Origin of the sequence: Paraburkholderia acidipaludis NBRC 101816 (assembly GCF_000684975.1) — a bacterium.
In the GTDB taxonomy this organism is placed as follows: domain Bacteria; phylum Pseudomonadota; class Gammaproteobacteria; order Burkholderiales; family Burkholderiaceae; genus Paraburkholderia; species Paraburkholderia acidipaludis.
The window spans coordinates 300,674-323,095 of the sequence record NZ_BAXZ01000002.1 but is presented as its reverse complement, the minus strand read 5'-3'; the positions used below and the strand labels follow the sequence as shown (position 1 = coordinate 323,095).

General features: G+C 67.6%; 25 protein-coding genes. 6 read left to right on the top strand and 19 right to left on the bottom strand.

Annotated elements, in window-relative coordinates; all coding sequences use genetic code 11:
* Window positions 1-110: 110 nt before the first annotated feature.
* The 7 genes from BAC01S_RS02585 to BAC01S_RS02550 all read right to left on the bottom strand — a co-directional run bounded on the left by BAC01S_RS02585 (window position 111) and on the right by BAC01S_RS02550 (window position 7,253).
* Window positions 111-1,391, bottom strand: a complete 1,281-nt coding sequence (locus tag BAC01S_RS02585) for a dicarboxylate/amino acid:cation symporter (RefSeq protein ID WP_027793357.1) — start codon at window positions 1,389-1,391, stop codon at window positions 111-113.
* Between the two features lie 394 nt (window positions 1,392-1,785).
* Window positions 1,786-2,700 carry an ABC transporter permease subunit gene (locus BAC01S_RS02580; protein ID WP_156954277.1) on the bottom strand — a complete coding sequence of 305 codons (915 nt, stop codon included), beginning with the start codon at window positions 2,698-2,700 and terminating at the stop codon, window positions 1,786-1,788.
* 10 nt (window positions 2,701-2,710) lie between these two features.
* On the bottom strand, window positions 2,711-3,511 hold the full coding sequence (locus tag BAC01S_RS02575; RefSeq protein WP_027793355.1) for a taurine ABC transporter ATP-binding protein: 801 nt from the start codon (window positions 3,509-3,511) through the stop codon (window positions 2,711-2,713).
* 32 nt (window positions 3,512-3,543) lie between these two features.
* Window positions 3,544-4,602, bottom strand: coding sequence for a taurine ABC transporter substrate-binding protein (gene tauA / locus BAC01S_RS02570; protein WP_027793354.1), 1,059 nt, complete (start codon window positions 4,600-4,602; stop codon window positions 3,544-3,546).
* Between the two features lie 318 nt (window positions 4,603-4,920).
* Entirely contained in the window at window positions 4,921-5,913 is a 993-nt protein-coding gene (lipA, locus tag BAC01S_RS02560; protein WP_027793353.1) for a lipoyl synthase, read from the bottom strand.
* Between the two features lie 13 nt (window positions 5,914-5,926).
* On the bottom strand, window positions 5,927-6,829 hold the full coding sequence (lipB, locus tag BAC01S_RS30110; RefSeq protein WP_084168145.1) for a lipoyl(octanoyl) transferase LipB: 903 nt from the start codon (window positions 6,827-6,829) through the stop codon (window positions 5,927-5,929).
* A gap of 97 nt (window positions 6,830-6,926) precedes the next feature.
* A complete protein-coding gene (locus BAC01S_RS02550) occupies window positions 6,927-7,253 on the bottom strand; it encodes a DUF2917 domain-containing protein (protein WP_027793352.1) in 327 nt (108 codons plus the stop codon).
* A gap of 101 nt (window positions 7,254-7,354) precedes the next feature.
* Between BAC01S_RS02550 and BAC01S_RS02545 the strand changes: the two genes are divergently transcribed.
* The 3 genes from BAC01S_RS02545 to BAC01S_RS02535 are packed head-to-tail and all read left to right on the top strand — an operon-like array spanning window position 7,355 to window position 9,068.
* On the top strand, window positions 7,355-8,332 hold the full coding sequence (locus BAC01S_RS02545) for a transcriptional regulator GcvA (RefSeq protein ID WP_027793351.1): 978 nt from the start codon (window positions 7,355-7,357) through the stop codon (window positions 8,330-8,332).
* 56 nt (window positions 8,333-8,388) lie between these two features.
* On the top strand, window positions 8,389-8,640 hold the full coding sequence (locus tag BAC01S_RS02540) for a type II toxin-antitoxin system Phd/YefM family antitoxin (protein WP_027793350.1): 252 nt from the start codon (window positions 8,389-8,391) through the stop codon (window positions 8,638-8,640).
* The gene (locus tag BAC01S_RS02535) at window positions 8,640-9,068 is read left to right on the top strand and encodes a type II toxin-antitoxin system VapC family toxin (RefSeq protein WP_027793349.1); all 429 of its coding nucleotides are present in this window, start codon (window positions 8,640-8,642) and stop codon (window positions 9,066-9,068) included. Before BAC01S_RS02540 ends, BAC01S_RS02535 begins: the two co-directional genes overlap by 1 nt.
* 35 nt (window positions 9,069-9,103) lie before the next feature.
* Here BAC01S_RS02535 and BAC01S_RS02530 read toward each other — a convergent pair whose 3' ends face one another.
* From BAC01S_RS02530 to BAC01S_RS02490, 9 genes are all read right to left on the bottom strand, one after another.
* Window positions 9,104-9,400 (bottom strand): DUF493 family protein, encoded by a 297-nt coding sequence (locus tag BAC01S_RS02530; RefSeq protein WP_043200887.1) that lies wholly within the window; start codon window positions 9,398-9,400, stop codon window positions 9,104-9,106.
* Window positions 9,397-10,404, bottom strand: coding sequence for a D-amino acid aminotransferase (locus BAC01S_RS30105; protein ID WP_043200885.1), 1,008 nt, complete (start codon window positions 10,402-10,404; stop codon window positions 9,397-9,399). The genes BAC01S_RS02530 and BAC01S_RS30105 overlap by 4 nt, the downstream gene beginning before the upstream one ends.
* A complete protein-coding gene (locus BAC01S_RS02520) occupies window positions 10,404-11,621 on the bottom strand; it encodes a D-alanyl-D-alanine carboxypeptidase family protein (protein ID WP_027793347.1) in 1,218 nt (405 codons plus the stop codon). The genes BAC01S_RS30105 and BAC01S_RS02520 overlap by 1 nt, the downstream gene beginning before the upstream one ends.
* 405 nt (window positions 11,622-12,026) lie before the next feature.
* The gene (locus BAC01S_RS02515; protein WP_027793346.1) at window positions 12,027-12,659 is read right to left on the bottom strand and encodes an alpha/beta hydrolase; all 633 of its coding nucleotides are present in this window, start codon (window positions 12,657-12,659) and stop codon (window positions 12,027-12,029) included.
* A gap of 13 nt (window positions 12,660-12,672) precedes the next feature.
* Complete coding sequence (locus tag BAC01S_RS02510) at window positions 12,673-12,999, bottom strand: (2Fe-2S) ferredoxin domain-containing protein (RefSeq protein ID WP_027793345.1); 327 nt, start codon at window positions 12,997-12,999, stop codon at window positions 12,673-12,675.
* Window positions 13,000-13,187: 188 nt separating this feature from the next.
* Entirely contained in the window at window positions 13,188-13,829 is a 642-nt protein-coding gene (locus BAC01S_RS02505; protein WP_027793344.1) for an ABC-type transport auxiliary lipoprotein family protein, read from the bottom strand.
* Window positions 13,830-13,910: 81 nt separating this feature from the next.
* On the bottom strand, window positions 13,911-14,876 hold the full coding sequence (locus tag BAC01S_RS02500; protein ID WP_027793343.1) for an MlaD family protein: 966 nt from the start codon (window positions 14,874-14,876) through the stop codon (window positions 13,911-13,913).
* A gap of 90 nt (window positions 14,877-14,966) precedes the next feature.
* Window positions 14,967-15,872, bottom strand: coding sequence for an ABC transporter ATP-binding protein (locus BAC01S_RS02495; protein WP_043200883.1), 906 nt, complete (start codon window positions 15,870-15,872; stop codon window positions 14,967-14,969).
* Window positions 15,869-16,996 (bottom strand): MlaE family ABC transporter permease, encoded by a 1,128-nt coding sequence (locus tag BAC01S_RS02490; protein WP_043200881.1) that lies wholly within the window; start codon window positions 16,994-16,996, stop codon window positions 15,869-15,871. The genes BAC01S_RS02495 and BAC01S_RS02490 overlap by 4 nt, the downstream gene beginning before the upstream one ends.
* Window positions 16,997-17,167: 171 nt before the next feature.
* Here BAC01S_RS02490 and BAC01S_RS02485 point away from each other — a divergent pair, with 171 nt between their 5' ends.
* From BAC01S_RS02485 to BAC01S_RS02475, 3 genes are all read left to right on the top strand, one after another.
* Window positions 17,168-18,073, top strand: a complete 906-nt coding sequence (locus BAC01S_RS02485) for a biotin--[acetyl-CoA-carboxylase] ligase (protein ID WP_027793340.1) — start codon at window positions 17,168-17,170, stop codon at window positions 18,071-18,073.
* On the top strand, window positions 18,070-18,915 hold the full coding sequence (locus BAC01S_RS02480; protein ID WP_027793339.1) for a type III pantothenate kinase: 846 nt from the start codon (window positions 18,070-18,072) through the stop codon (window positions 18,913-18,915). The genes BAC01S_RS02485 and BAC01S_RS02480 overlap by 4 nt, the downstream gene beginning before the upstream one ends.
* A gap of 65 nt (window positions 18,916-18,980) precedes the next feature.
* Window positions 18,981-19,220, top strand: coding sequence for a hypothetical protein (locus tag BAC01S_RS02475; RefSeq protein ID WP_027793338.1), 240 nt, complete (start codon window positions 18,981-18,983; stop codon window positions 19,218-19,220).
* Between the two features lie 19 nt (window positions 19,221-19,239).
* On the opposite strand, the gene rfaE2 is transcribed toward BAC01S_RS02475, so the two are convergent.
* The 3 genes from rfaE2 to BAC01S_RS02460 form a co-directional block, all read right to left on the bottom strand.
* Window positions 19,240-19,725 (bottom strand): D-glycero-beta-D-manno-heptose 1-phosphate adenylyltransferase, encoded by a 486-nt coding sequence (rfaE2, locus tag BAC01S_RS02470; RefSeq protein WP_027793337.1) that lies wholly within the window; start codon window positions 19,723-19,725, stop codon window positions 19,240-19,242.
* Window positions 19,726-19,874: 149 nt separating this feature from the next.
* Window positions 19,875-20,747 (bottom strand): ferritin family protein, encoded by an 873-nt coding sequence (locus BAC01S_RS02465; protein ID WP_027793336.1) that lies wholly within the window; start codon window positions 20,745-20,747, stop codon window positions 19,875-19,877.
* Window positions 20,748-21,206: 459 nt separating this feature from the next.
* Complete coding sequence (locus BAC01S_RS02460) at window positions 21,207-22,406, bottom strand: patatin-like phospholipase family protein (RefSeq protein ID WP_027793335.1); 1,200 nt, start codon at window positions 22,404-22,406, stop codon at window positions 21,207-21,209.
* Window positions 22,407-22,422 lie beyond the last annotated feature (16 nt).

The window sequence follows — 22,422 nt, the reverse complement described above, 5'->3', positions numbered from 1 at the left end:
CTGGCTTCAGGGAAAAAAGCAGCGCGCCACAGGGGAATGGCGCGCTGCGCGGCGGCGAGAGGGAGCCGCAGCAAAACGTTTCAAGACGTAGTGGTTCGGCATGGAGCGCTTCAGGCGCCCGCGCCCTCCTTCACTTCCACTTCGCCCGCAAGCACGGCGCGCAGCTTCGTGCGGTCGAGCTCCTTCTCCCATGCCGACACGACGACGGTCGCCACGCCATTGCCGACGATGTTGGTGAGCGCACGGCACTCGCTCATGAAGCGGTCGATGCCGAGAATCAGCACCATGCCCGAGAGCGGAATCGTGGGCACCACGGCAAGCGTTGCCGCGAGCGTGATGAAGCCTGCGCCCGTCACGCCGCTCGCGCCCTTCGAGGTGAGCATCGTCACCGCGAGCAGCGTGAGCTGCTGGGTCAGCGTGAGGTCGGTGTTGGTGGCCTGGGCGATGAAGAGCACCGCCATCGTCATGTAGATGTTGGTGCCGTCGAGATTGAACGAATAGCCGGTCGGCACCACGAGGCCCACCACGGAACGCGAGCAGCCAAGGCGCTCGAGCTTCTGCATGAGCTGCGGCAGCGCCGACTCCGACGAGCTCGTGCCCAGCACGATCAGCAGCTCCTCCTTGATGTAGGCCACGAAGCGCACGATCGAGAAGCCCACGTAGCGCGCAATCGCGCCGAGCACGATCAGCACGAAGAGGGCCGAGGTGAGATAGAACGTGCCGATCAGCTTGAGCATGGGGATCAGCGAGCCCACGCCGTACTTGCCGATGGTGAAGGCCATCGCGCCGAACGCCCCGATGGGGGCGAGCTTCGTGACGATCTTGACGATGCCGAACAGCACGCCCGAGACGCTTTCGATGAATTCCGTCACCACGCGGCCGCGCTCGCCGATCTGCGCGAGCACCGAGCCGAACAGCAGCGCGATGAGCAGGATCTGCAGGATCTCGCCTTGCGCGAAAGCCGAGAACAGCGTGTCCGGAATGATGTGCATCAGGAAGTCGGCCGAGCTCTGGCCGTGCGCTTTTTCGGCGAACGAAGCCACCGCCTTCGCGTCGAGCGTATGGACGTCGACGTTGAAGCCCGAGCCCGGCTTGAGCACGTGCGTGGCGATCAGGCCGAAGAGCAGCGCGAAGGACGAGACGATCTCGAAGTAGAGCAGCGCCTTGCCGCCCACGCGGCCCACCTTCTTCATGTCCTCCATGCCGGCAATGCCGGTCACGACGGTGCAGAAGATGATCGGGCCGATCACCATCTTGATGAGCTTGATGAAGCCGTCGCCCAGCGGCTTCATGTCGATGGCGAGCGCCGGCGCGTAGTGGCCGAGGATGACGCCCACGACGATCGCGGTGATCACCTGGACATAGAGCACTTTGTGGAGGGGTTTCTTCACGGTCTCTCCTGAATCTGAAAGTAAGACGATGGCCGCACGCGAGCGAAAGCCTTCGCGCGACGCGGGCCGCAACAGAACGGGGAATCAGCGAAACCGGGAGGGGGTAACGGACATCGGCTGTCTCCTTGTCGGCCAGGGTAAGGGCTGAAGCCCTGACTCCGGACCATATAGTTGTCGGCCTGGGTGGCCGCGGCCTCTGTTTCGCAAGGTTGATGCCAACAGGCTCGAACGCCGAAAGCCTTGATCTACAAGGATTTTTTGTCCTGAAAACACGAAGCGGATATGGATTTCCGGAAAGCCGGACGCGAGGCGTCTGGCTTTCCGGAAAAGCGGAGCGTCACGCGCGAGGCGTGACGTCACAAGCAAGGAAGGGGAACCAGAAAAACCCTGGGCCTCAGCCGCGCCCCTTCCACGGCACAAGGCGCCGTTCGAGCGCGCGCATGCCGAGATCGAAGCTCCACGCAATGAGCCCGATCAGCACGATCCCCATTACGACGACGTCGGTGCGCAGGAAGCTGGACGCGTTGAGCACCATCTGGCCGAGGCCCGCGGTGGCTGCCACCATTTCCGCCGCCACGAGCGTGGTCCAGCCGAAGCCGATGGCAATCCGCAACCCGGTGAGGATCTCCGGCAGCGCGGCGGGCAGCACGACGAAACGCACGATCTGCCAGAAGCTGCCGCCCAGCGAGCTCGCCGCGCGAATCTGTTCGACGGTCGCGCTGCGCGCGCCGGCACGCGCGGCCATCGCGATCGGCGCGAAGCAGGCGAGCCAGATCACGACGATCTTGGCGGTCTCGTCGATGCCGAACCAGATCACGACAAGCGGCAGATAGGCGAGCGGCGGCAGCGGGCGGTAGAACTCCAGCGGCGGATCGAGCAGCCCGCGCGCGACGCGCGAGACCCCCATGAGGATGCCGACCGGAATCGCCGTCACGGCCGCCAGCGCGAACGCGCCGAACACGCGCAACGCGCTCCACGCGAGATGCTCGGAGAGCGGCAGGCCGCCCTGGATGCGGCCGTGCCAGGCGTCGACGAAGGCCCGCCAGACCGCCTCGGGCGTCGGCAGGAAAAGCGGCGGCAGCCAGTGCAGATGGGTGGCAAGCCACCAGAGCAGCGCGAGCCCCGCAACGGAGGCCGCGGAAAGCGCCGCGGTCGGGCCTTCGCCGGGCATGCGCCAGACTTTGGCGGCGGAAGTCCCGGGGGATCCGGGGGATCCACGCGACACGCCGGGTGCTTCGGGCGCGCGCTGCGCCCGGGAAGGACGCGCCTTCAACGCGACGTCACGCAACGACTCCTGCGGCACGCTCATGACATCCTCCTCACGACAACGCCGGTTCGGACGCACGCGCATGCAGCAGCTGAATCAGCCGCTCGCGCCACTCGATGAATTCCGGCGACGACTTCACCGCGCGCGCGTCGCGTGTCTGCAGATAGCGCCGTGCGAACGGCAACGCGTACTCGTGCTCGATGCGGCCCGGCCCCGGCGTCATCACGACAACGCGCGTCGCGAGAAAAAGCGCCTCCTCGACATCGTGCGTGATGAAGAACACCGTCTTCTTCGTGCGCCCCCAGACGTCCAGCACGAGCTCCTGGATCGATTCGCGCGTCATCGCGTCGAGCGCGCCCATCGGCTCGTCCATCAGCAGCATCTGCGGATCGCTCGCGAGCGCGCGGGCCAAACCCACGCGCTGCTGCATGCCGCCCGAAAGCGCGTAGACGCGCGAGCGCGCATGCGGCTCCAGTCCCACCAGCGCGAGTTGCTCGCGCGCGATGCGCTCGCGCTCCGCCTTCGGCGTGCCTTGAAAGCGCAGCCCGAGCGCGACATTGCCGAGCACGTCGAGCCACGGCATCAGCGCGTGTTTCTGGAACACCACGCCGCGGTCGGCGCCCGGTCCCGTCACGCGCGCACCGTTCACACGGACCTCGCCCTGGGCGGGCTGGATAAAGCCCGCGATGCAGTTGAGCAGCGTGGTCTTGCCGCAGCCCGAGGCACCGAGCGCGACGACGAACTCGCCGCTCTCCACGGTCAGATCGACGTTCGCGAGCGCGGCGCTGGCCGGCGCGCCGCGCGTGGCGCCGTCGTAGACGACGCCCAGATTGCGGATTTCAAGCGTGCTCATGATGCGGTCCCTGTGCCTCGTCAATGCGCCTGTCAGTGCACCGAAGCGCGCTGCACGAACTGCGGATCGACCCCCACCGAATAGTCGGGCAGCACGTTCTGGATCGTCCCTTGCGCCTTCAGGAAGGTCGCCGTGGCAAGCAGCGACTGCGCCGCGCCAGACTGCGCGCCGCCGCCCAGCCACGTCTTCGAGGCCTGTTCGGCGGGGGTCGGGAAGGCGTAGAGCGCGAGGCTGGCGGGCACGTCCTGCGGGTTCGCGCCGGACTCCTTCGCCACCGCCTGCACCTGCGGCGACGCGGCGGTCCATGCGCTGCGATGCGCGCTGTAGTCGGCGTCGGCGGCCGCGAGCACCTTCACGAACTTCGCGAGGAAATCGGCGTTGTCCTTCGCGAAGCGGCGGTCGACGACGAAGCCGTCGAAGGTCGCCTTGCCCGTGGCCTTCGCCACCTGTCCCGACGTGATCAGCACGTGCCCGTTCTTCTTCACCTCGGCGAGCACGGGGTCCCAGATGTAGGCAGCGTCGATGTCGCCGCGCTGCCAGGCCGCCGCCACCTCGGGCGGACGCAGGTTGACGATCTTCACGTCGGCGGGATTGACGCCCGCGTTCTCGAGCGCGACGAGCGTATGGAAGTGCGACGTCGACACATACGGCACGCCGATCGTCTTGCCCTTGAGGCCCGCCACGCTCGTCACGCCGGAGCCGTCGCGCGCGACGAGGGCTTCGGCGTCGTTGATGTTGTCGAGAATCCAGAAGAGCGAAATGTCGAGGCCCTGCGAGAGCCCCGCCGCGATCGGGCTGGAGCCGGCCTCGCCGAGCTGCACGGAGCCCGAGGCGAGCGCGCGGATCACGTCGGCGCCGCCCGCGAGCTTGCGGTAGGTGACCTTGTAGCCGGTGGCCTTCTCCACCTCGCCCGTCGCCTGCGCGTAGCGCCACGGCACCACCATGTCCTGGCAGGCGATCACCACCTCGCGGGAGCCGCTGTCGGCGGCCTGCGCGCCGCTCGCGCCGAAAGCGCACGCCAGCGCGGCGACAACAGCCAGCGAGGCCGCGAGAGGTCGGGCAAAGCGCGATGAGGCATGGGCGCGTTTCATCGGGTCAAACTCCGTAACGTAAGCAAGAAAGCTGAAGCGGGATAGAACGAAGAACCTGACTATAGGGAGTCTGACGGCAGCCGGTTCTAATTTATCCGCGATAGCTAATGACGCCGTTCGGGCATTGCTTTTCGCGCCAAACGGGAAAGACGGCGGCAAAAGGCGGGCGCGGAATGCGGATGTTCGTATCGTGCACCGCAAACGCGCCGCGCATAGGCGCAAAAAAGCCCGCGTTTAGCGGGCTTTTCGCGGGATGGGCCGCTTTTCTGGCGCGCGGCTGACCGGGCGCTTCAAGACGGCTTTCGGCCAGCCTTTCGATCAGACAACGCCCGCGCCATGCGCCTGCAGGTCGGCGTGATAGCTCGAACGCACCATCGCGCCCACGGCCGCGTGCGTGAAGCCCATCTTGTACGCCTCTTCCTCGTACATCTTGAAGGTGTCGGGATGCACGTAGGCGCGCACCGGCAGATGGTGCTCCGAAGGCTGGAGATACTGGCCGATGGTCAGCATGTCGACGTCGTGCGCGCGCAGATCGCGCATCACCTGAAGAATCTCTTCCTCGGTTTCGCCGAGACCCACCATCAGGCCCGATTTCGTCGCGACCTCGGGATGCAGGGCCTTGAAGTCCTTGAGCAGCTTGAGCGAGTGCGCGTAGTCCGAACCCGGGCGCGCTTCCTTGTAGAGGCGCGGCACGGTTTCGAGATTGTGGTTCATCACGTCGGGCGGCGCAGCGTTCAGGATGCCGATGGCGCGGTCCAGACGGCCGCGGAAGTCCGGCGTAAGAATCTCGATGCGCGTTTCGGGCGACTGCTCGCGCACCTGGCGGATGCACTCCACGAAGTGGCCGGCGCCGCCGTCGCGCAGGTCGTCGCGGTCCACGCTCGTGATCACGACGTACTTGAGCTTGAGCGCGCCGATCGTGCGCGCGAGGTTTGCGGGCTCGTCCGGGTCGAGCGGATCGGGACGGCCGTGGCCGACGTCGCAGAACGGGCAGCGGCGCGTGCACTTGTCGCCCATGATCATGAACGTCGCGGTGCCCTTGCCGAAGCACTCGCCGATGTTCGGGCAGCTCGCTTCCTCGCACACCGTATGCAGGTTGTGCTCGCGCAGGATGTTCTTGATTTCGTAGAAGCGCGAATTGCCGGTGGCCGCCTTCACGCGGATCCATTCCGGCTTCTTCAGCTTCTCGATGGGGATGACCTTGATGGGAATGCGCGAGGTCTTGGCCTGCGCCTTCTGCTTCGCGGTTGCGTCGTAGGGAACGGCCTCGGTGGCGGGGTTCGTGCCGGCGTTGGTGCTTACGTCACTCATTCTGTCGATCCAGTCAGGCCGCCGGTGTTACGCCGGCCTGCGGTTGCGGCGGTTGCCCGCCTTCAGGCCGTGCTGCGGCCGGGTCCGGCGGAGCCGCTTCGGCTGCCGGGTCTGCGGCGGCCGCTTCGGCCACCGAAAGCGTTGGCGCGGGAAACGCGCCTGTGTCCTTTGCCTGCGCCGCATGATGCGCGGCGAGATTCGCCTCGAGCCGCGCCGCCAGCGTCGCGGCGACGTCGCGCCAGCCTGCGCTCGCGCCCAACGCGGCCATGTCGACCGTTTCGAGACCCGCATAACCGCACGGATTGATCGCGAGAAACGGGTTCAGGTCCATCGAGACGTTCAGGCTCACGCCGTGATAGCTGCAGCCATTGCGGATCTTGAGGCCCAGCGCGGCGACTTTCGCGCCCACGTGCGCGGCGCTCGCGCCGCCGGCCTGTTCCGGCACGTAAATGCCGGGCGCGCCGGCCTTGCGCGCACCCGCGAGATTATACGCCGCCAGCGTTTCGATCACGGCCTCCTCGATGAGCTCGACGAGCTCGCGCACCATGAGCTTGCGGCGCCGGAGGTCGAGCAGCAGATACGCCACCACCTGGCCGGGGCCGTGATAGGTGATCTGGCCGCCGCGGTCGATCTGCACGAGCGGGATGCCGCTGTCGGCAACGAGCAGGTGTTCCGGCTTGCCGGCCTGGCCCAGCGTGAAAACCGGAGGATGCTCGACAAGCCAGATTTCGTCGGTCGTGCCGGCCGTGCGGGCGGCGGTGAACTCGCGCATGGCGTCGAAGCTTGCCTGGTACGGCTCGAGGCCGCGCCAGCGCAGCACGATGGGGACTGCCGATGCAGGATGTCCTAGGAGGGCCGCTTCCGGCTCAACAGGGTCGGAAGGTATTTGAGGGGGCGATACCGGGGTGGCGCACATGATTCCGGGAGTTTACCGAAATCGGGACAACCCCGCCGGACACGAAAAGGGGCGCATCAATGTCCGCCCCTTCGAACTCCAGCCCCATGCAGGCTCGTCAAACGGAGTACCACCCGTTGCCCTTGTGTACCCCGAAGCGCGCCGCATACCGCGCCAGCATGTCGAACACGCGCTCGCCGAGGCGCGCAGGCGCTTCGAACGCCACCCACGCAGCCTTGCCGCCTTCCGCACCGATCCACAGCCGCTCCCCGCGCCGCAACCGCAGGGTGTGGCCCGGTTCGAGCCAGTAATCGGCCGTGTCGTCGCTGCGCGTAATCCAGACCGCGCCGCAGCGCACCGTGATCCGCGTGCTGCACGCGACACGCACCGACGACACCTGATCCGCCAGCACTTCAAACGTGACATCCGAAGAAATTTCTCTCATTTCCGCCTCCGCCGAACCGGCTCCGATGGCTACAATCGTAGGCGTATCAAGGGCTTGAGCAAAACGATCAATTTTCACGGCTATGTGAGAAAAACTACGACATGGATCTCCGCCAGCTCCCCGCGCTGAACGCGCTCAAGGCTTTCGAGGCCGCCGCCCGTCACGAGAGTTTCTCGCGCGCCGCCGACGAGCTCTTCGTCACGCACGGCGCCGTCAGCCACCAGATCCGCGCGCTCGAAGCCGAACTGGGCGTTTCGCTGTTCGTGCGCGACGGCAAGCGCGTGCGCATCACCGACACCGGCCGCCGCTACGCGGGCCAGGTGCGCGAAGCGCTCGGCCAGCTCGCGCACGCCACCCAGGAAATCCGCGCCGGCGACCGCGACCGGCGGCTCGTGGTGTCGATGCTGTCGTCGTTCGCGGCGCGCTGGGTGACGCCGCGCATCGGCCGCTTCATCGAGGCGCACCCGCAGTGGGACGTGGAACTGCAGTCGACGAATCAGCTCACCGACTTCACCCGCGACGACGTGGACGTGGCGATCCGCTTCGGCTACGGGCACTACCCGGGCCTGCACGCCGAGCTGCTGCTCGACGAGATCTTCTTTCCCGCCTGCTCGCCGAACTTCCGCGGCGGCAAGCTGCCGGCCGAACCGCAGGAGATCGCCAAGCTGCCGCTATTGCGCTCGGACGACGAATTGTGGCGCCCGTGGTTCGACGCGGCGGGCCTGACCGATCTGCCCGAGCCGAAGCGCGGCGTGCTGTATCAGGACTCGTCGAACCTGCTGCAGGCGGCCATGGACGGCCAGGGCATCGCGCTCGTGCGGCGCTCGCTCGCCATGCACGAGATCACGCAAGGACGGCTCGTGCGGCTCTTCAAGGACATCGACGGCCCGAGCCCCTGGCGCTACTACTTCATCTGCACGCCGCAGCGGCTCGAGACCGAACGCGTGCAGGCATTTCGCGCGTGGGTATTCGACGAAGTCGCGCGCTTCCGGCGGCTTTATGAGGACGCGTGCGAGGCGGGACCGCTCATGACGGCAGCGGCGGCCGCGCTGCGCGAGCGGGTGGGAGAGGGGCGCTGAGCGGGTTGCAGCATAGGTAGTCACGTACCTACAAATTTGCAGCCGGGAGTGCCATCATGACAATCACGACCCTGTCGAGCCGGGAGCTCAATCAAGACGTCAACAAGGCAAAGAAAGCCACAAAGGACGGCCCCGTGTTTATCACGGACCGCGGCAAGCCAGCCCACGTGCTGTTGAGTTTCGAGGAGTACCAAAGGCTTACGCAGCAGCGCCGCAACATTGCAGACGCTCTCGCGATGCCTGGGATCGAGGACATTGAGTTTGATCTGCCGCGCGCCCATATCGTCACCCGGCCGGCCGAATTCTGATGATGTTCGTTCTGGATACCAACATCGTTTCCGAACTGCGCAAGGTACGAACGGGTAAAGCCGATGCCAACGTTGCGGCGTGGACCACAACCGTTGATGCCGCCGCCCTGTTTGTTTCCGCCATCACGATCATGGAGCTGGAAACCGGTGTTTTGCGAATCGAGCAGCGGGACGCGGTGCAGGGCGCGCTGCTAAGGGCATGGTTCGATCAGCATGTACTGCCTGAGTTCGCGGGGCGCGTGTTACCGGTCGACACGGCAGTGGCTCAACGCTGCGCCCGGCTACACGTACCGGATCCACGCTCGGAACGGAACGCGCTTATTGCGGCAACCGCGCTGGTGCATGGCATGACCGTCGTTACACGCAATGTCGCGGATTTCGCCGCAACCGGCGTCGCGATCCTGAACCCGTGGAACGCTTTGACATGAGCGACAAGCCCCCTGTCGCTGCGACGCGCCCGCGTTCACAGCACGATCTTCACCATCGGATGCCCGGTGAGCGCGCGATAGATATCGTCGAGATGCACCTGGCTCGTCGCGCGCACGGTCACGGTGAGGCCCGTGTAGTTGCCGCCGCTCGACGGACGCGTTTCGATGGCGCGCTCGTCGAAGCCCGCATCGAACGTGCGGATCACGCCGGTAATGGTCGATGCGAATTCCGGGTGCGTCTTGCCCATCACCTTGATCGGAAAGTCGCACGGAAATTCGATCAGCGTTTCTTTCGAGGTGGCGTCAGGTTGAGTATTCGGGGCCTTGTTCATTTTCCTGCTCCTTGCAGCGATGCGGCCGCGATAGTCTGAAAGCGTTGCGCGTGCGCCCCGGCGGCCGAGCGCGCCTTCGCGCGCTGATACGCCGCGTAGAGCGCCGCATAGACCGGTCCCGGCTGGCCGCTGCCAACCGTCTTGCCGTCGAGCGACGTCACCGGCAGCACTTCCTTCGTCGCCGACGTGACGAGGATCTCGTCGGCCGAGCGCAGCGCGGCCTCGTCGATCTGGCGCGCCTCGAAGCGAATGCCGCATTCGCGCGCCAGTTCCTCGACGAACCCGTAACGGATGCCTTCGAGCAACAGGTGGCTCTTCGGCGGCGCCAGGAGCGCGCCGTCCTTCACCACCCACACGTTCGACGACGCCCCTTCGGTGAGCCACCCGTCGCGCAACAGGATGGTCTCGCACACGCCGTGCTCGGCCGCGTGCTGCGCCATCAGCACGTTGCCGAGCAGGGAGGTCGATTTGATGTCGCAGTTCAGCCAGCGGCGGTCTTGGGCTGTCACGCAGGCCACGCCGCCGGCGCGCTGGGCGTCGGTGGGCAGGCTCATCGGGTTCGCCATCAAGAACACCGTGGGCCGCACGTCCGACGGAAACGCGTGCGCGCGCTTCGCGACGCCGCGCGTCACCTGCACATAGATGCTCGCGTGCTCGTCGCGCGCGATCGCACCCGCGGCTTCGTTTGCCTCGATCACACGCGCGATCAGCGCGCACCAGCCCGCCTCGTCGAACGGATTCGCGATCGAAACCTTCGCGAGCGAGCGTGCGAGGCGCGCGAGATGCTGCGCGACGCGAAACGGCACGCGCACTTTGCGGGGCTCGCCCTCGACGGCCAGCGCATACACCGGCACCACTTCGTAGATGCCGTCGCCGAAAATGAAGCCGCGGTCCAGCACCGGCACGCGCGCCTCGGAAAGCGGCGTGAGCCCGCCGTTGAGCCAGACGAGCGGCTCGGGCGCCGGATCACGGTGCGCGCCGGGCGCGGGCGTCGGACCGTTCATTACTTCTTCTTGTTGAACATGAGCATCAGCGAATCCCACACGCGGCCCACGATGCCGGCCTGCGGCACCGCCTGGAGAGCGACGATCGGGAACTGCGCGAGCACCTTGCCGTCGGCGCCGACGAACTTCGCCGTGCCCACCTGCTGCCCGTCCGCGAGCGGCGCGATCAGCGGGTTCGTCAGGTCGACCTGCGGCCTGGCCTTGTCGGCGGCGCCCTTGGGCAGCGTCACGTACTGATCCTTCTTCACGCCGACCTTCACCGCATCCTCGGCGCCCTTGTAGACGCGCGGCGTCGCGATCACCTGGTTCGCCTGATAGATGCGCGTGGTGTCGTAGGCGCTATAGCCGTAGTTGAGCATCTTCAGGCTGTCCTGCACCCGGTCGTGCTCCTTCTGCTCGCCCATGATCACCGAGACGAGACGACGCTCGCCGCCCCCGGCGATCGGGCGCCGCGCCGACGCGATCAGGCAGTAGCCCGCCGCCTGGGTATGGCCGGTCTTCAGGCCGTCGACGGTCGGGTCGATCCACAGCAGGCGGTTGCGGTTCGGCTGCTTGATGTTGTTGTACTTGAATTCCTTCACCGAGAAGATGCTGTAGTACTCGGGGAAGTCGCGGATCAGGTGCGTCGAGAGCGTCGCGAGGTCGCCGGCCGTCGTGTAGTGATTCGGGTCGGGCATGCCGTTGACGTCGGCGAAGTGCGTGTGCGTCATGCCGAGCTTCTGCGCCTCGGCGTTCATCATGTTGACGAAGTTCGCCTCGCTGCCGCCCACGAGTTCGGCCAGCGCGATAGCCGCGTCGTTGCCCGACTGGATGATCATGCCGTAGACGAGGTCGTGCACGGACACCGGCTTGTTCGCCTCGATGAACATGCGCGACTCGTCGTTCTTCACGCGGCGCACGGCGTCGCTCGGCGTGACGATCTGCTCCATCGAGATCTTCTTCGTCTGCAGCGCCTCGAACACGAGGTAGGCCGTCATCAGCTTCGTGAGCGAAGCCGGTTCGACACGCTCGTCGGCGTTACCCGCAGCGAGCACCTGGTTGGCCGTCGCGTCGACGAGCACCCACGAACGCGCGGTCACCGCGGGCGGCGGCACCTGCGCGAAGGCGCTGGCCGACGCGAAGAGCGCGGCGGGCAGCACGGCGCCGAGCGTGACGGTGCGAACGATGGAAGAGGGAACGAAAGCGGAAGACAGTTGGCCGGAGGAAAGAAAACGCATAGGTTCAGGGTCGGGCTGAATATGGGCTGAATGAACTTGCGCGCCATGCGGCGCACGGTCGAGGAGATCCGGTGAGTGGACGGCGCGGCCGCTCGGGCCGGCGCAAACAGCGCCCGTTGGACCGGCTGCGCGGCGAGTGGTTCGCGCGCGGCACGATGGGCACGGCAGGCATGCAACGCATGCGCCGGCAGGTCGAACGGAGCCTTCGCGCCGCGAACCGCGGGCTGCGGCATCCACAAAAAAGAACGGCCATTATACGCGCCACGTTGTGGCGTTTTTTCTCCAAAGCCGCTTTTATGCGTACCTGTCGTGCATTTTCCGCACGAACACGACGCGCTGCCCGCCCGCTGTCCGTCCCGCCGCCTGTCCCTTACACGCCGATAAAAACGGGGACGATTGAGCGGCTCAACGCCACGCTTCGACGATGATGCGCTTGAGGATATGCAGCTTGCGATGCAGGAAGTGTTCCGCCCCCGGAATCACGACGATCGGGAGTTCCTGCGGCCGCGCCCATTCGTAGACAGAAAGGATGGGCACCGTGTCGTCAAGCTCGCCGTGCACGACGAGCGTGTTTTCGGGCACCGTCGTGACCTCCCAGCGGCTCGCGGCCGTGCCGACGAACACCATGCGCTCGATCACGCCGCCCGCCTCGGCGTAGCGCTTCGCCACATGCGAGAGCACGAACGTGCCGAACGAGAAACCCGCGAGCACGAGCGGCACGTCGGCCTGGCCCGGCTGCGCGCGCATGTGGGCGATCAGCGCAAGCAGATCGTCCTGTTCGCCGATGCCGTTGTCGTGCGTGCCTTCGGTCGCGCCCACGCCGCGGAAATTCGAGCGGTACGTGGTGTAGCCCAGTTGCACGAGCGTGCGCGCAAGGGTCTGCGCGACCTTGTTGTCCATGGTTCCGCCGAAGAGCGGATGCGGGTGCGCGACGAGCGCCATGCCCCGCGCGGGCGTGCCGGCATCCGGCAGGTCGAGCGCGCATTCGATCTTGCCGACGAGACCATCGATCTGGAATTTCTGCGTCTGGGCGTTCATCGTGCGGCAGTCCTCAGCGGTCGATCTTGAGGCGCTCGACCACCTGGCCGTTCTGCAGATGCGAAACCACGATCTCGTCGATGTCGGTTTCGTCGACATACGTGTACCAGGTGCCCTCCGGATACACGACGACGGTCGGCCCTTCCTCGCAGCGGTCGAGGCAGCCCGCCTTGTTGATGCGCACCTGGCCCGGCCCCGCGAGGCCCAGCTGCTTGACGCGCTTTTTCGCGTATTCCTGCATGGCCTGGGCGTTGCAGTTGGCGCAGCTCGGGCGCTCGGCGCCGGGTTCCCGCTGGTTCAGGCAGAAGAAGACGTGGTACTTGTAGAACGAATCGGTCATGGCATGAAGCACCGGTGAAAGTCGCGGTGAAGGCCGCGCGGCAAACCGCGCGACGCGGTGTCGGGATCGGCTGATTAATGCGTCGATTCATGCGTCGATTAATGCGCGTCGATGAACGGGTCGATTATAGCGAGCGCGGCGCGAACGCTCCGGCGCCGCCCGGACCGCGGCGCAGTCTTGCGCTTCGTTCAGGGCGCAGCGGCAAGCTGCTGCGTGGCAAGCCACGCGCTGACCTGATTCACGAAGTCGTCGCTGGCCGCCGCGAGCGCGCGGACACCGCCCGCCGCATCGGGGGAGCCGGCCGGCGCATGCGCAACGAACACATGCTGCGCGATGACTTTCGCGCCCTGCATCAGGGTCGCGCGCCCGGACACCACGCCCGAACTTGCGGTCTGACTGTCGAACACCTGCTCGAACTGGTCGAGCTCGATCTTGAGCATCGGCGCCTGCACGGCGTCGATGCCCGAGAGCACCGTCGCGTGTGCGCCAAGCGCCGCGCGCAGGCGCAGCGTGAGCATGCGCGCCGGCGACATCGTCCAGCGGCTGTTCGCATACTGCCCCGTGCGCTGCTCGTTGCCGCTCAGGCGGTAGAGGATGCTGTCGTTATCGAGCGGCGGCGGCGCATTCACTTCGAGCACCTTGAGCGGCGGCAACGGCCCCGCCATACTCGCCGCGCTTGCCGGGGCCGGCGGTCCGAGGTCGTAGCGGACGTCGCCAAGCGCAGCGCCCTGGCCCGCGCACGCCGCGAGCAGCGTGGCGGCAAAAAGCGCCGCGCACACCATCGGTGCCTTGCCTGGCCTGCGGCCGGGATAAGAGGTCGAGCGTGACATTGCAGTTCCTTCTGGGTCGTGCGGCGCCAGCGCGCCGCGCTTCATGCATCGAACGTAGTGCGCGTGTGGCTGCACAGGGCCTTACTTGCCGCCGGCGGCCGCGGGCCAGACGAAGCCGGGCTCGCCCGGCCCCGGCGCGGGCCGCGGCGCGCCGCCGAACAGCAGGCTGTTCGGGCTCGTACTGAAGGTGCCCGCCGCGCGGTCCACCGAACGCATGGCCGAGCGCACATCCTCGGTCAGCGAGTCGACGCGAGGCAGCGTGTCGTAGCCGATGCGCGTGGAAAGGACCTGGATCGACGCATCCATCGAGGCGAGCGCCGCGCCCGCCTGCGCCGCCGCCGTGCCGGCCTTGTTCAGGTTGACCTGGAACGGGCCGTCCGGACGGTTCACGTTCTCGATCAACTGGTTCGTGGACTTGAGCGTGCGCTGCAGGTCGCTTACCGCGCCAGGCAGCGCCTTCGTGGTCGGCTCGAGCTGCTTCGCGAGCGTGTTCGCACTGTCCGCGGCCTGTTGCAGGCTCGAGACGGCGCCCATCAGCTGCTTGCGGTTGTCCGGGGAGAGCAGATCGTCCACGTCGCCGGCAATGCGGTCGAGCTTGCGCAGCAGCGCGTCGCCGCGCCGCTGCAGCTGATCGAGCAGACCCGGCCGCAGCGGCAGCTCCGCGACGTGCGCGTCGGACGAAGGCAGCGCGGAGAGGTCCTGGCCGTTGTCGTCGAGCTGCACGAACGCGATGCCCGTCACGCCCTGCAGGGCGAGCGTGCCGTAGGTGGAGCGCGTCATGGGCGCCTTCTGGTCGACGAGGATGCGAATGCGGATCTGCCCCGGCCGATTCGGGTCGAACCTGATCGACTCCACCTTGCCGACGTCGAGGCCTCGATAGCGCACGGCCGCGTCCGGATAGAGGCCCGTCACGTTCGAGCGCGAAATCAGGTCGTATGGCACGCGCACGGTGTGGTCGGCGCTGAAGAAGAGCACGACCAGCGCGATCACGACGAGGAGGCCGATCGTAAAAAGACCGGCCCAGAACGCATGCGGTTTGTTTTCCATCGTCAGATTCCCTCGTTGGCGACCGCGGCGCAGGGCAAATGCAGAAGCGAACACCCAAACCAGCACGAAAGCGCGCACATGTCCGGCCCCCTATATGCCGAAGGCCGGCGCGAGCGCCGCCGGCGGCAGCTTCGCGCGCCGCTCGGGCGGCAGCGCCTGCAGCGCGCGCCGGCCGCGCATACCCAGAAAATATTCGCTGATGAAGGGATCGTCCACGCCCGCCACCTCTTCCACGGGCGCCGCCACCAGCACGCGGCGCTGGGCCAGCACGGCCACGCGCGTGGAAAGGGCGACCATCGCGTCGAGATCGTGCGTCACCAGCACGACGGTAAGGCCGAGCGCCCGGTGCAGCGTGCTGATCAGATCCACCACTTCGTCCGACGAATGCGGGTCGAGCCCCGCCGTCGGTTCGTCGAGAAACAGCAGCTCGGGCTCGAGCACGATGGCGCGCGCAAGGCCCGCGCGCTTGACCATCCCGCCCGAGAGCGCCGCCGGCATCTTCGAGGCGTGCTTGCACGGCAGCCCGACCATCTCCAGCTTGAGCATCACGATGTCGCGCAGAAGGTCGGCGGGCACCTTGCCCAGTTCGCGCACGGGCTGCGCGATGTTGTCGAACACCGACAGCGAGGAAAAGAGCGCGCCGTGCTGGAACAGCATGCCGGTGCGCGTGCGCATGAGGCGCGCGGCTTCGTCGTCGATCTGCGTAAGATCCTCGCCGAACAGCTTGATGCTGCCGGAAGTCGGCCTTTCGAGCCCGAGAATCTGCCGCACGAGCGTCGTCTTGCCCGAGCCGGAACCGCCCACGATCGTCACGATCTCGCCGCGCCGGATATCGAGGTTCAGATGCTGATGCACGACATTGCGGCCGTAGCGCTTGCTGAGATTGCGCACCTCGACCACCGGCTCGCCGATGTCGGGCAGCGGCAGGTCGCGCACCACCTCCTTCAGCGGCGTGCTCCTCGTGCCGACGGTGCCGGCAATGCCGAGCGTACTCATGACAGCCCCACGTTCTGGAACAGGATCGCGAACACGGCGTCGGCGAGGATGACGATCGTGATCGAGCTGACGACCGAGGTGGTCGTGCCCTCGCCGAGACTCTGCGAATTGGCCTTGATGCGAAAGCCGAAATGGCAGCCGACGATGGCGACGAGCATGCCGAACGCCACGCCCTTGCCAAGGCCGATCCACACGTTCGCAATGGGCACGACACTCGGCAGCGAGCGGATGAAGTACGAAGCGTCGATGCCGAGCACGAGCTTCGCCGCAAGCGCACCGCCGGCGAGCGCGATCATGTCGGTCCAGGTCACGAGCAGCGGCATGGCGATGCCGAGCGCGACCACGCGCGGCATGACGAGGCGCAGGCCGTGCGGGATGCCCATGACGCGCATGGCGTCGAGTTCCTCGGTCACGCGCATCACGCCGATCTGCGCGGTGATGGCCGAGCCCGAGCGGCCGGCCACGAGAATCGCCGAGAGCACGGGGCCGAGCTCGCGGATCACCGCGAGGCCGAGGATGTTCACGATGTACTGGTTCGCGCCGAAGAGCCGCAGCTGCTGCGCGGAGAGATACGACAGCACGATGCCGATCAGGAAGGCGACGAGCGCCGTGATCGGCAACGCGCGCGCGCCCGCGTTGTAGATATTCGCCGAGATCTCGATCCAGGGCGTGAGCTTCGGCTTGCGCAGCACCAGCAGCAGGTCGAGGATCACGCGGCCGAGCATCGCGATGCCGCCGTACAGGTGTTCGAAAAACGAGAAGATCGCGAGCCCGAACTGAGTCACCGGATCGATGCGGACCACCTTCTCCACCGGCTCGCGCACGGAATCGAGCAGGGCGATGCGGTTGAAGATGTCGCGCTGGGTATCGGTGAGCGCCACGAGGTCGGGGGGCAGCTTGTGGCCCCAGACGCGCCAGAGCGCCTGGCCGCCCACGTGGTCCATGTGCTGAACGCCCGAGAGATCCCACTGGCCGACCGGCTCGCGCGCCAGCGCGAGCGCGCGCAGGCGCAGCGCCGCCCCGCCGCGCTCGCGGTCTCGTGCGAGGGCCAGCGCGGTCCACTGACCGGAAAGGCGGACGATCTTTCCGTGGGGGCCGGCCGCGATGTCGAGGCCGGGCGGCATCTCTTGGATCAAGGCGGAACGCTCGGGCGGGAGAGTGAGCAGTCATTGTAGCGAACGCGCCCCGTTTAGGCGGTACGGGCGCGCACGGATGCGCATGTCCGGCGCGCCAGCCGGCCAGGGCCCCGCAAACCCCGCGCGGCTGCCGCGTCGCCAGCCACTACAATACGCCTCATGAACGCGACCTCTTCTTCCGCAACGCGGCCCGCCGGCGACTGGCGCATCGACCGCGATCGCGCAATCACCCTGTTCGGCCCGGCCGCCCACGACTGGCCCATCGAGATCGTCGAGGAAACCGGCTCGACCAACGCCGACCTGATGGCGCGCATGAAGACCCTGCCCCAGCGCGCCGACGCCCTCGCGCGGCCGATCGTGCGCGTGGCCTATCTGCAAACGGCGGGCCGCGGAAGGCGCGGCCGCAGCTGGGTCGCGCAGCCCGGCGACGCGCTGCTGTTCTCGCTCGCCTGCGTGCTGCCGCGCCCGCTCGACGGCCTCGCGGGCCTCTCCCTCGCGCTCGGGTCGGCGCTCGTGGACGGCCTGCGCACGCTGCCCGTGGCCGCGCCCGGCCAGATCGCGCTCAAGTGGCCGAACGACGTGCTGCTCGAAGGCGACAAGCTGGTGGGCATTCTCGTGGAAACGGCCTGGAGCACGCCCGACGCGACGGCCGTCGTGATCGGCATCGGCACGAACGTGCGCGGCGCCGACGCGCTGGCCGCGAAGCTCGATGCGCTGAACGCGGGCGCCGACGCCGCCGCGGTGCCGGGCACGACGCCCACGGCGCTCTCGCGCGCCTGGCCCGAAGCGAATCTCACCGACACGCTCGCCGCCGAACTCAACGCGCTCGAAAACGCGCTGCAACGTTTCGCGCAAGGCGGTTTCGCGCCGTTCCAGGCGCGCTGGAACGCCTGCCACGCCTACGCGGGCCGCGAGGTGACGCTCTACGAACAGGGCAAGGCATTGATGCGCGGGGTGGCGGTGGGAGTGGACGAGCGCGGCCAGTTGCTCGTCGACACGGCGCACGGCCGGGAGACCGTCGCGACGGGCGACATTTCGCTGCGCATCGCGGGCAGCGGCGCATGAACGCGGCAACCGATCTATCCCGAGCGTCGCCCTTCCTGCTGATCGACGCGGGCAACAGCCGGATCAAATGGGCCATTGCCGACGCGGCGGGCCCACGCACGCACGCGGGCGCGGCGAATCACGACAGCCTGTTCGACGGCAAGCCGGAACTGCCGGGCTGGTCGGCCCTGCCGGCGCCCGCGAGCGCATGGATCTCGAATGTCGCGGGAGACCGGGTCGGGCAGCGTATCGACGCGCTGATCGAGGCACGCTGGCCGGGACTTCCGCGCACGGTAATCCGCTCGAGCGCGCAGCAATGCGGCGTGACCAACGGCTATGCCACGCCCGGGTCGCTCGGCAGCGACCGCTGGGCGGGCCTGATCGGCGCGCGCGCGGCGTTTCCCGGCGAGCCGCTCCTGATCGCAACCTTCGGCACCGCCACGACGCTCGAGGCGCTACGCGCAGACGGCCGCTTCGTCGGCGGCCTGATCGCGCCGGGCTGGACGTTGATGATGCGCTCGCTCGGGGAGCACACCGCGCAATTGCCGGTGCTCGATGCGTCCTCGGCGCGCGGCCTGATCGGCGGCGTTGCGGACGATGCAAAGAGCGGCGCGGACGCCGCGCCAGCCGGCCCGTTCTTCGCCGCCGACACCCGGCGCTCCATCTCGGCAGGCTGCGCGCTCGCCCAGGCGGCGCTGATCGAGCGCGCGTGGGCGGATCTGCAACGCGAATGGAAAGAGCCGGTGCGGCTCGTGGTGAGCGGCGGCGCGGCCGCCGAAGTGACAGCGGCCCTCAAGGTGCCGCATACTCGCCACGACGCGCTGGTGCTCGCGGGCCTCGCGCTGATCGCGGCGCAGTCCTGACCGCGCGGTCCTGGCGGGCCGTACCGCATAGGCCGCCCCTAACGATATCGACGGAGCTTCACACGATGCTGCGCTGGCTGCTCGCCATTCTGATCATCGCCAACCTTCTCGCCTTCGGGGCGCTGCGCGGCGTCTTTGGCCCGACGCCCGCCTCGGGCTTGCGCGATACCCAGCCGCTGACCCGGCAGATCCACCCGGAGCGGCTCGGCGTGCGGCCGATTACGGCGTCCGAATCCGTCGACGTGCCGGTGGTGGGCGGCCCGGTGGCCGACCCCGCGGTGCAGGCCTCGACGCTCGCGCAATAACGGCGCGGCCGGCCGGCGCTCAGCCCGCCTGGGTGCGCACCTTCTTGAGCAGCTTCGTGGTCGAGCGGTCGTGCTCGAACGGAATCGCGAGCGCGCGCCCGCCCCAGCCGCGCACGAGCGCCGACTCGGGCAGCGCGTCCATGTCGTAGTCGCCTCCCTTCACGAGCACGTCCGGGCGCAGCGCCTCGATCAGTTCGATCGGCGTGCGCTCGCCGAAACACACCACCCAGTCCACGCTTTCCAGCGCCGCGAGCAGGGCCATGCGGTCGGCTTCCGTGTTGATCGGGCGGTCGTCGCCCTTGCCGAGCATGCGCACCGAAGCGTCGCTGTTCACGCCCACGATCAGCGTCGCGCCGAGCGCTTTCGCGTCGGCGAGATAGGTCACGTGCCCGCGGTGCAGGATGTCGAAGACCCCGTTGGTGAACACCACCGGACCGGCCAGCGCGGGCCGCAGTTGCGCGAGCGCCTCGCGCGTCGTGATCTTGCGTTCGAAGGAAGCGGGCATCGAATGGGACTCGGTTGAAGCAAACAGGGCCTCGGACAGGAGGCCAAAACAAACGGCCCGGCACGCGCGAGCGCCCGGGCCGTCCCGATCATGCCGATCGCACTGTGCGCCCGCCGGCTTGCTTCATGCCGGCCCGGCGCACGCGGCGCTCAGGCGGGCTGCTGCTGCGCGCCCTGGTCGGACTGCAGGCGCGAGACCACTTCCTTGCGGTAGCGGTTCAACTCCTGCGCCGTGTTGAACGTGCGTTCGAACAGGATCGACAGGTTGTGCAGGATGCGCTCGACGACCTTCTTCTCCCAGCCGTCGTCGAAGCGGATCTGCTCGTCGAGCCAGCGCTCGAGCCATTCCGGATCGGGCAGGCGCGACTGCACCGTGTCGCGCGGGAACAGCGCCTGGTTCACGTGCAGGTTCGTGGGGTGCAGCGGCTTTTCGGTGCGGCGCGCCGAGGCCATCAGCACGCCGATCTTCGCGAACGCCGCGCGCGCGCCGTCGCCGAAGTTCGTGAGCGCCTTCTTCATGTAGCGCAGGTAGGCGCCGCCATGGCGCGCCTCGTCGCGCGAGATGGTTTCGTAGATCGCCTTGATGACGGGTTCCGTATGCCATTCGGCCGCGCGGCGATACCAGTGGTTCAGGCGGATCTCGCCGCAGAAGTGCAGCATCAGCGTTTCGAGCGGCGGCGCCGGGTCGAAGGTGAAGCGCACCGCGTGCAGTTCTTCCTCGGTCGGCACGAGTTCCGGCTTGAAGCGGCGCAGGTACTCCATCAGCACCAGCGAATGCTTCTGCTCCTCGAAGAACCACACGCTCATGAACGCGGAGAAGTCGCTGTCGTGGTGGTTGTCGCGCAGGAACATCTCGGTGGCCGGCAGCGCGGACCATTCCGTGATGGCGTTCATCTTGATGGTCTTCGCCTGCTCGTCGGTGAGGAGCGATGCGTCGAACTTGTCCCAGGGAATGTCCTTCTCCATATCCCAACGGACCGATTCGAGCGATTTGTAAAGTTCCGGATAAAGCATCGTGTTCATAGTCCCGCCCCTGATCTGCGCATCACGCGCGCATGACGATTTCGTAGCGTGCCGCGTGCCCGCGGAAATCCGCGGCGCGCAGGCGAAAACATTTAATTTTACGCGGTAATCGGCCACCCAGACGCATCCGGCAGCCGTGTTGCGCCCGTCGGACAGTAATCCGTGTACTCGAATGAGAAGCGGCCTGGCGAGTCCTGGGTAGCTGCTCCGTGCCTGGAACCCGAATGCCGGTGTGTCCGCGCAGGCGTCACCCGCGCCGCCAGGCCCGCCTCCCAACCAGCGAGCCGTGGCCAGCAACGGCATGCGGCGTATTGCCGCGGCCCTGCCGTCCTGCGCCATCCGCCCTCGCTCGCTGCCGCCGGGCCCTCGCCGCAGAAGCCGGCAAGCGCGTGAAACCAGGTCGAACAACGCCGAAACGGCCGGGAAAACCACCTTACACGATGATAGCACGCCGATCTGTCAGATCCGCCGCCCCTCCGGATGGTCGCTCGCGCCGCCCGTCGGCGATTTGAGCCAGGTCAAAAGCACGTCGCGTCGGGCCAGCGTATCGCGGTAACCCAGCTCGATCAGCTCGCGCGTGAACGCCTGCTCGAACAGCAGATAGCTGGCAAACGCCGCTCCCGACGCGCGATTGCCGCCTACCGCCCCCAGCAGCATGCGCACCGAACGCGGCAGCGCCAGCAGATGGCGCGCGGCGATGAGCTCGATGCGCTCGCTGGGGGCGATGGCGAGCACGTCCACGTGCCGCCAGCCGCTTTCGGGCTCCACGGTCTCGGGCAAGTGCCGAAGCACGCGATTGATGTGCTCCACGCGTTCGATGTCGGCGCCGAGCGCGTCGAGGAACACGCTCGCCAGCACCTGCTGGCCGACCTGCGCGAGCGTGGGGTAGGCGTCGGGGCTCGCGAGGGGCACCTCGGGCGCCGGCGCGGCGGCGCCGATCACGACGATGCGCCCCGCGCCGAAGTGGATCGCCGGGCTGAGCGGCGCCATCTGGCGAATCGAGCCGTCGCCGAAATACTCGTGGCGGCCGTCGATCTGGAGACGCACCGCGGGAAACACGTAAGGGATGGCGGACGAAGCGAGCAGATGCGCGGGCGTGAGCTCGACCATGCGCGCCGTGCGCTGCGCGCGGCGCCAGGCGCTGATGGGCTCGCTCGCCTGGTAGAAGGTGAGATGCCGCCCCGACGAATAGCTGAGCGCCGTGACGGCGACGGCATGCAGGCGGCGCTCGTCGAGCATCTGCTCGATGCGGTGAAAGCTCAAGGTGCGCGCGAGGAAATGCGCGAGCGGCGCATTGTCGAACAGCGTCTTGGGCGTGCGCTGCGTCGCGAGTCCGAAGGTGGCCCAGCCGAACGCCAGCGCGCCGAGCCAGCGGGCGCCCGCGGCGGCGATGCCGGGCCAGTCCGTGCGATAGACGTGGTCGGCGCTCAGGTTCGCCCAGAAGTCGGCGAGACGCGTCGCGCCTTGCACGAAGTGGTCCGCGTGGCTCGCGATCGAGGTGGCGTTGATCGCCCCCGCCGAGGTGCCGCAGATCACCGTGAACGGCATCTCGCGGCGTCCGGGTTCGGCGGCTTCCGCGATTTCCGCCAATGCGCGCAGCGCGCCGGCCTGGTAGGCCGCGCGCGCCCCGCCACCCATCATCACGAGCGCAAGCCGCATGATGCCGACGCTCCCC

Bases quoted from the DNA above. Each gene is read 5' to 3' on its own strand.
- BAC01S_RS02580 (WP_156954277.1), bottom strand. From the start codon at position 2,700: ATGAGCGTGCCGCAGGAGTCGTTGCGTGACGTCGCGTTGAAGGCGCGT.
- BAC01S_RS02575 (WP_027793355.1), bottom strand. From the start codon at position 3,511: ATGAGCACGCTTGAAATCCGCAATCTGGGCGTCGTCTACGACGGCGCC.
- tauA (WP_027793354.1), bottom strand. From the start codon at position 4,602: ATGAAACGCGCCCATGCCTCATCGCGCTTTGCCCGACCTCTCGCGGCC.
- lipA (WP_027793353.1), bottom strand. From the start codon at position 5,913: ATGAGTGACGTAAGCACCAACGCCGGCACGAACCCCGCCACCGAGGCC.
- lipB (WP_084168145.1), bottom strand. From the start codon at position 6,829: ATGTGCGCCACCCCGGTATCGCCCCCTCAAATACCTTCCGACCCTGTT.
- BAC01S_RS02550 (WP_027793352.1), bottom strand. From the start codon at position 7,253: ATGAGAGAAATTTCTTCGGATGTCACGTTTGAAGTGCTGGCGGATCAG.
- BAC01S_RS02545 (WP_027793351.1), top strand. From the start codon at position 7,355: ATGGATCTCCGCCAGCTCCCCGCGCTGAACGCGCTCAAGGCTTTCGAG.
- BAC01S_RS02540 (WP_027793350.1), top strand. From the start codon at position 8,389: ATGACAATCACGACCCTGTCGAGCCGGGAGCTCAATCAAGACGTCAAC.
- BAC01S_RS02535 (WP_027793349.1), top strand. From the start codon at position 8,640: ATGATGTTCGTTCTGGATACCAACATCGTTTCCGAACTGCGCAAGGTA.
- BAC01S_RS02530 (WP_043200887.1), bottom strand. From the start codon at position 9,400: ATGAACAAGGCCCCGAATACTCAACCTGACGCCACCTCGAAAGAAACG.
- BAC01S_RS30105 (WP_043200885.1), bottom strand. From the start codon at position 10,404: ATGAACGGTCCGACGCCCGCGCCCGGCGCGCACCGTGATCCGGCGCCC.
- BAC01S_RS02520 (WP_027793347.1), bottom strand. From the start codon at position 11,621: ATGCGTTTTCTTTCCTCCGGCCAACTGTCTTCCGCTTTCGTTCCCTCT.
- BAC01S_RS02515 (WP_027793346.1), bottom strand. From the start codon at position 12,659: ATGAACGCCCAGACGCAGAAATTCCAGATCGATGGTCTCGTCGGCAAG.
- BAC01S_RS02510 (WP_027793345.1), bottom strand. From the start codon at position 12,999: ATGACCGATTCGTTCTACAAGTACCACGTCTTCTTCTGCCTGAACCAG.
- BAC01S_RS02505 (WP_027793344.1), bottom strand. From the start codon at position 13,829: ATGTCACGCTCGACCTCTTATCCCGGCCGCAGGCCAGGCAAGGCACCG.
- BAC01S_RS02500 (WP_027793343.1), bottom strand. From the start codon at position 14,876: ATGGAAAACAAACCGCATGCGTTCTGGGCCGGTCTTTTTACGATCGGC.
- BAC01S_RS02495 (WP_043200883.1), bottom strand. From the start codon at position 15,872: ATGAGTACGCTCGGCATTGCCGGCACCGTCGGCACGAGGAGCACGCCG.
- BAC01S_RS02490 (WP_043200881.1), bottom strand. From the start codon at position 16,996: ATGCCGCCCGGCCTCGACATCGCGGCCGGCCCCCACGGAAAGATCGTC.
- BAC01S_RS02485 (WP_027793340.1), top strand. From the start codon at position 17,168: ATGAACGCGACCTCTTCTTCCGCAACGCGGCCCGCCGGCGACTGGCGC.
- BAC01S_RS02480 (WP_027793339.1), top strand. From the start codon at position 18,070: ATGAACGCGGCAACCGATCTATCCCGAGCGTCGCCCTTCCTGCTGATC.
- BAC01S_RS02475 (WP_027793338.1), top strand. From the start codon at position 18,981: ATGCTGCGCTGGCTGCTCGCCATTCTGATCATCGCCAACCTTCTCGCC.
- rfaE2 (WP_027793337.1), bottom strand. From the start codon at position 19,725: ATGCCCGCTTCCTTCGAACGCAAGATCACGACGCGCGAGGCGCTCGCG.
- BAC01S_RS02465 (WP_027793336.1), bottom strand. From the start codon at position 20,747: ATGAACACGATGCTTTATCCGGAACTTTACAAATCGCTCGAATCGGTC.
- BAC01S_RS02460 (WP_027793335.1), bottom strand. From the start codon at position 22,406: ATGCGGCTTGCGCTCGTGATGATGGGTGGCGGGGCGCGCGCGGCCTAC.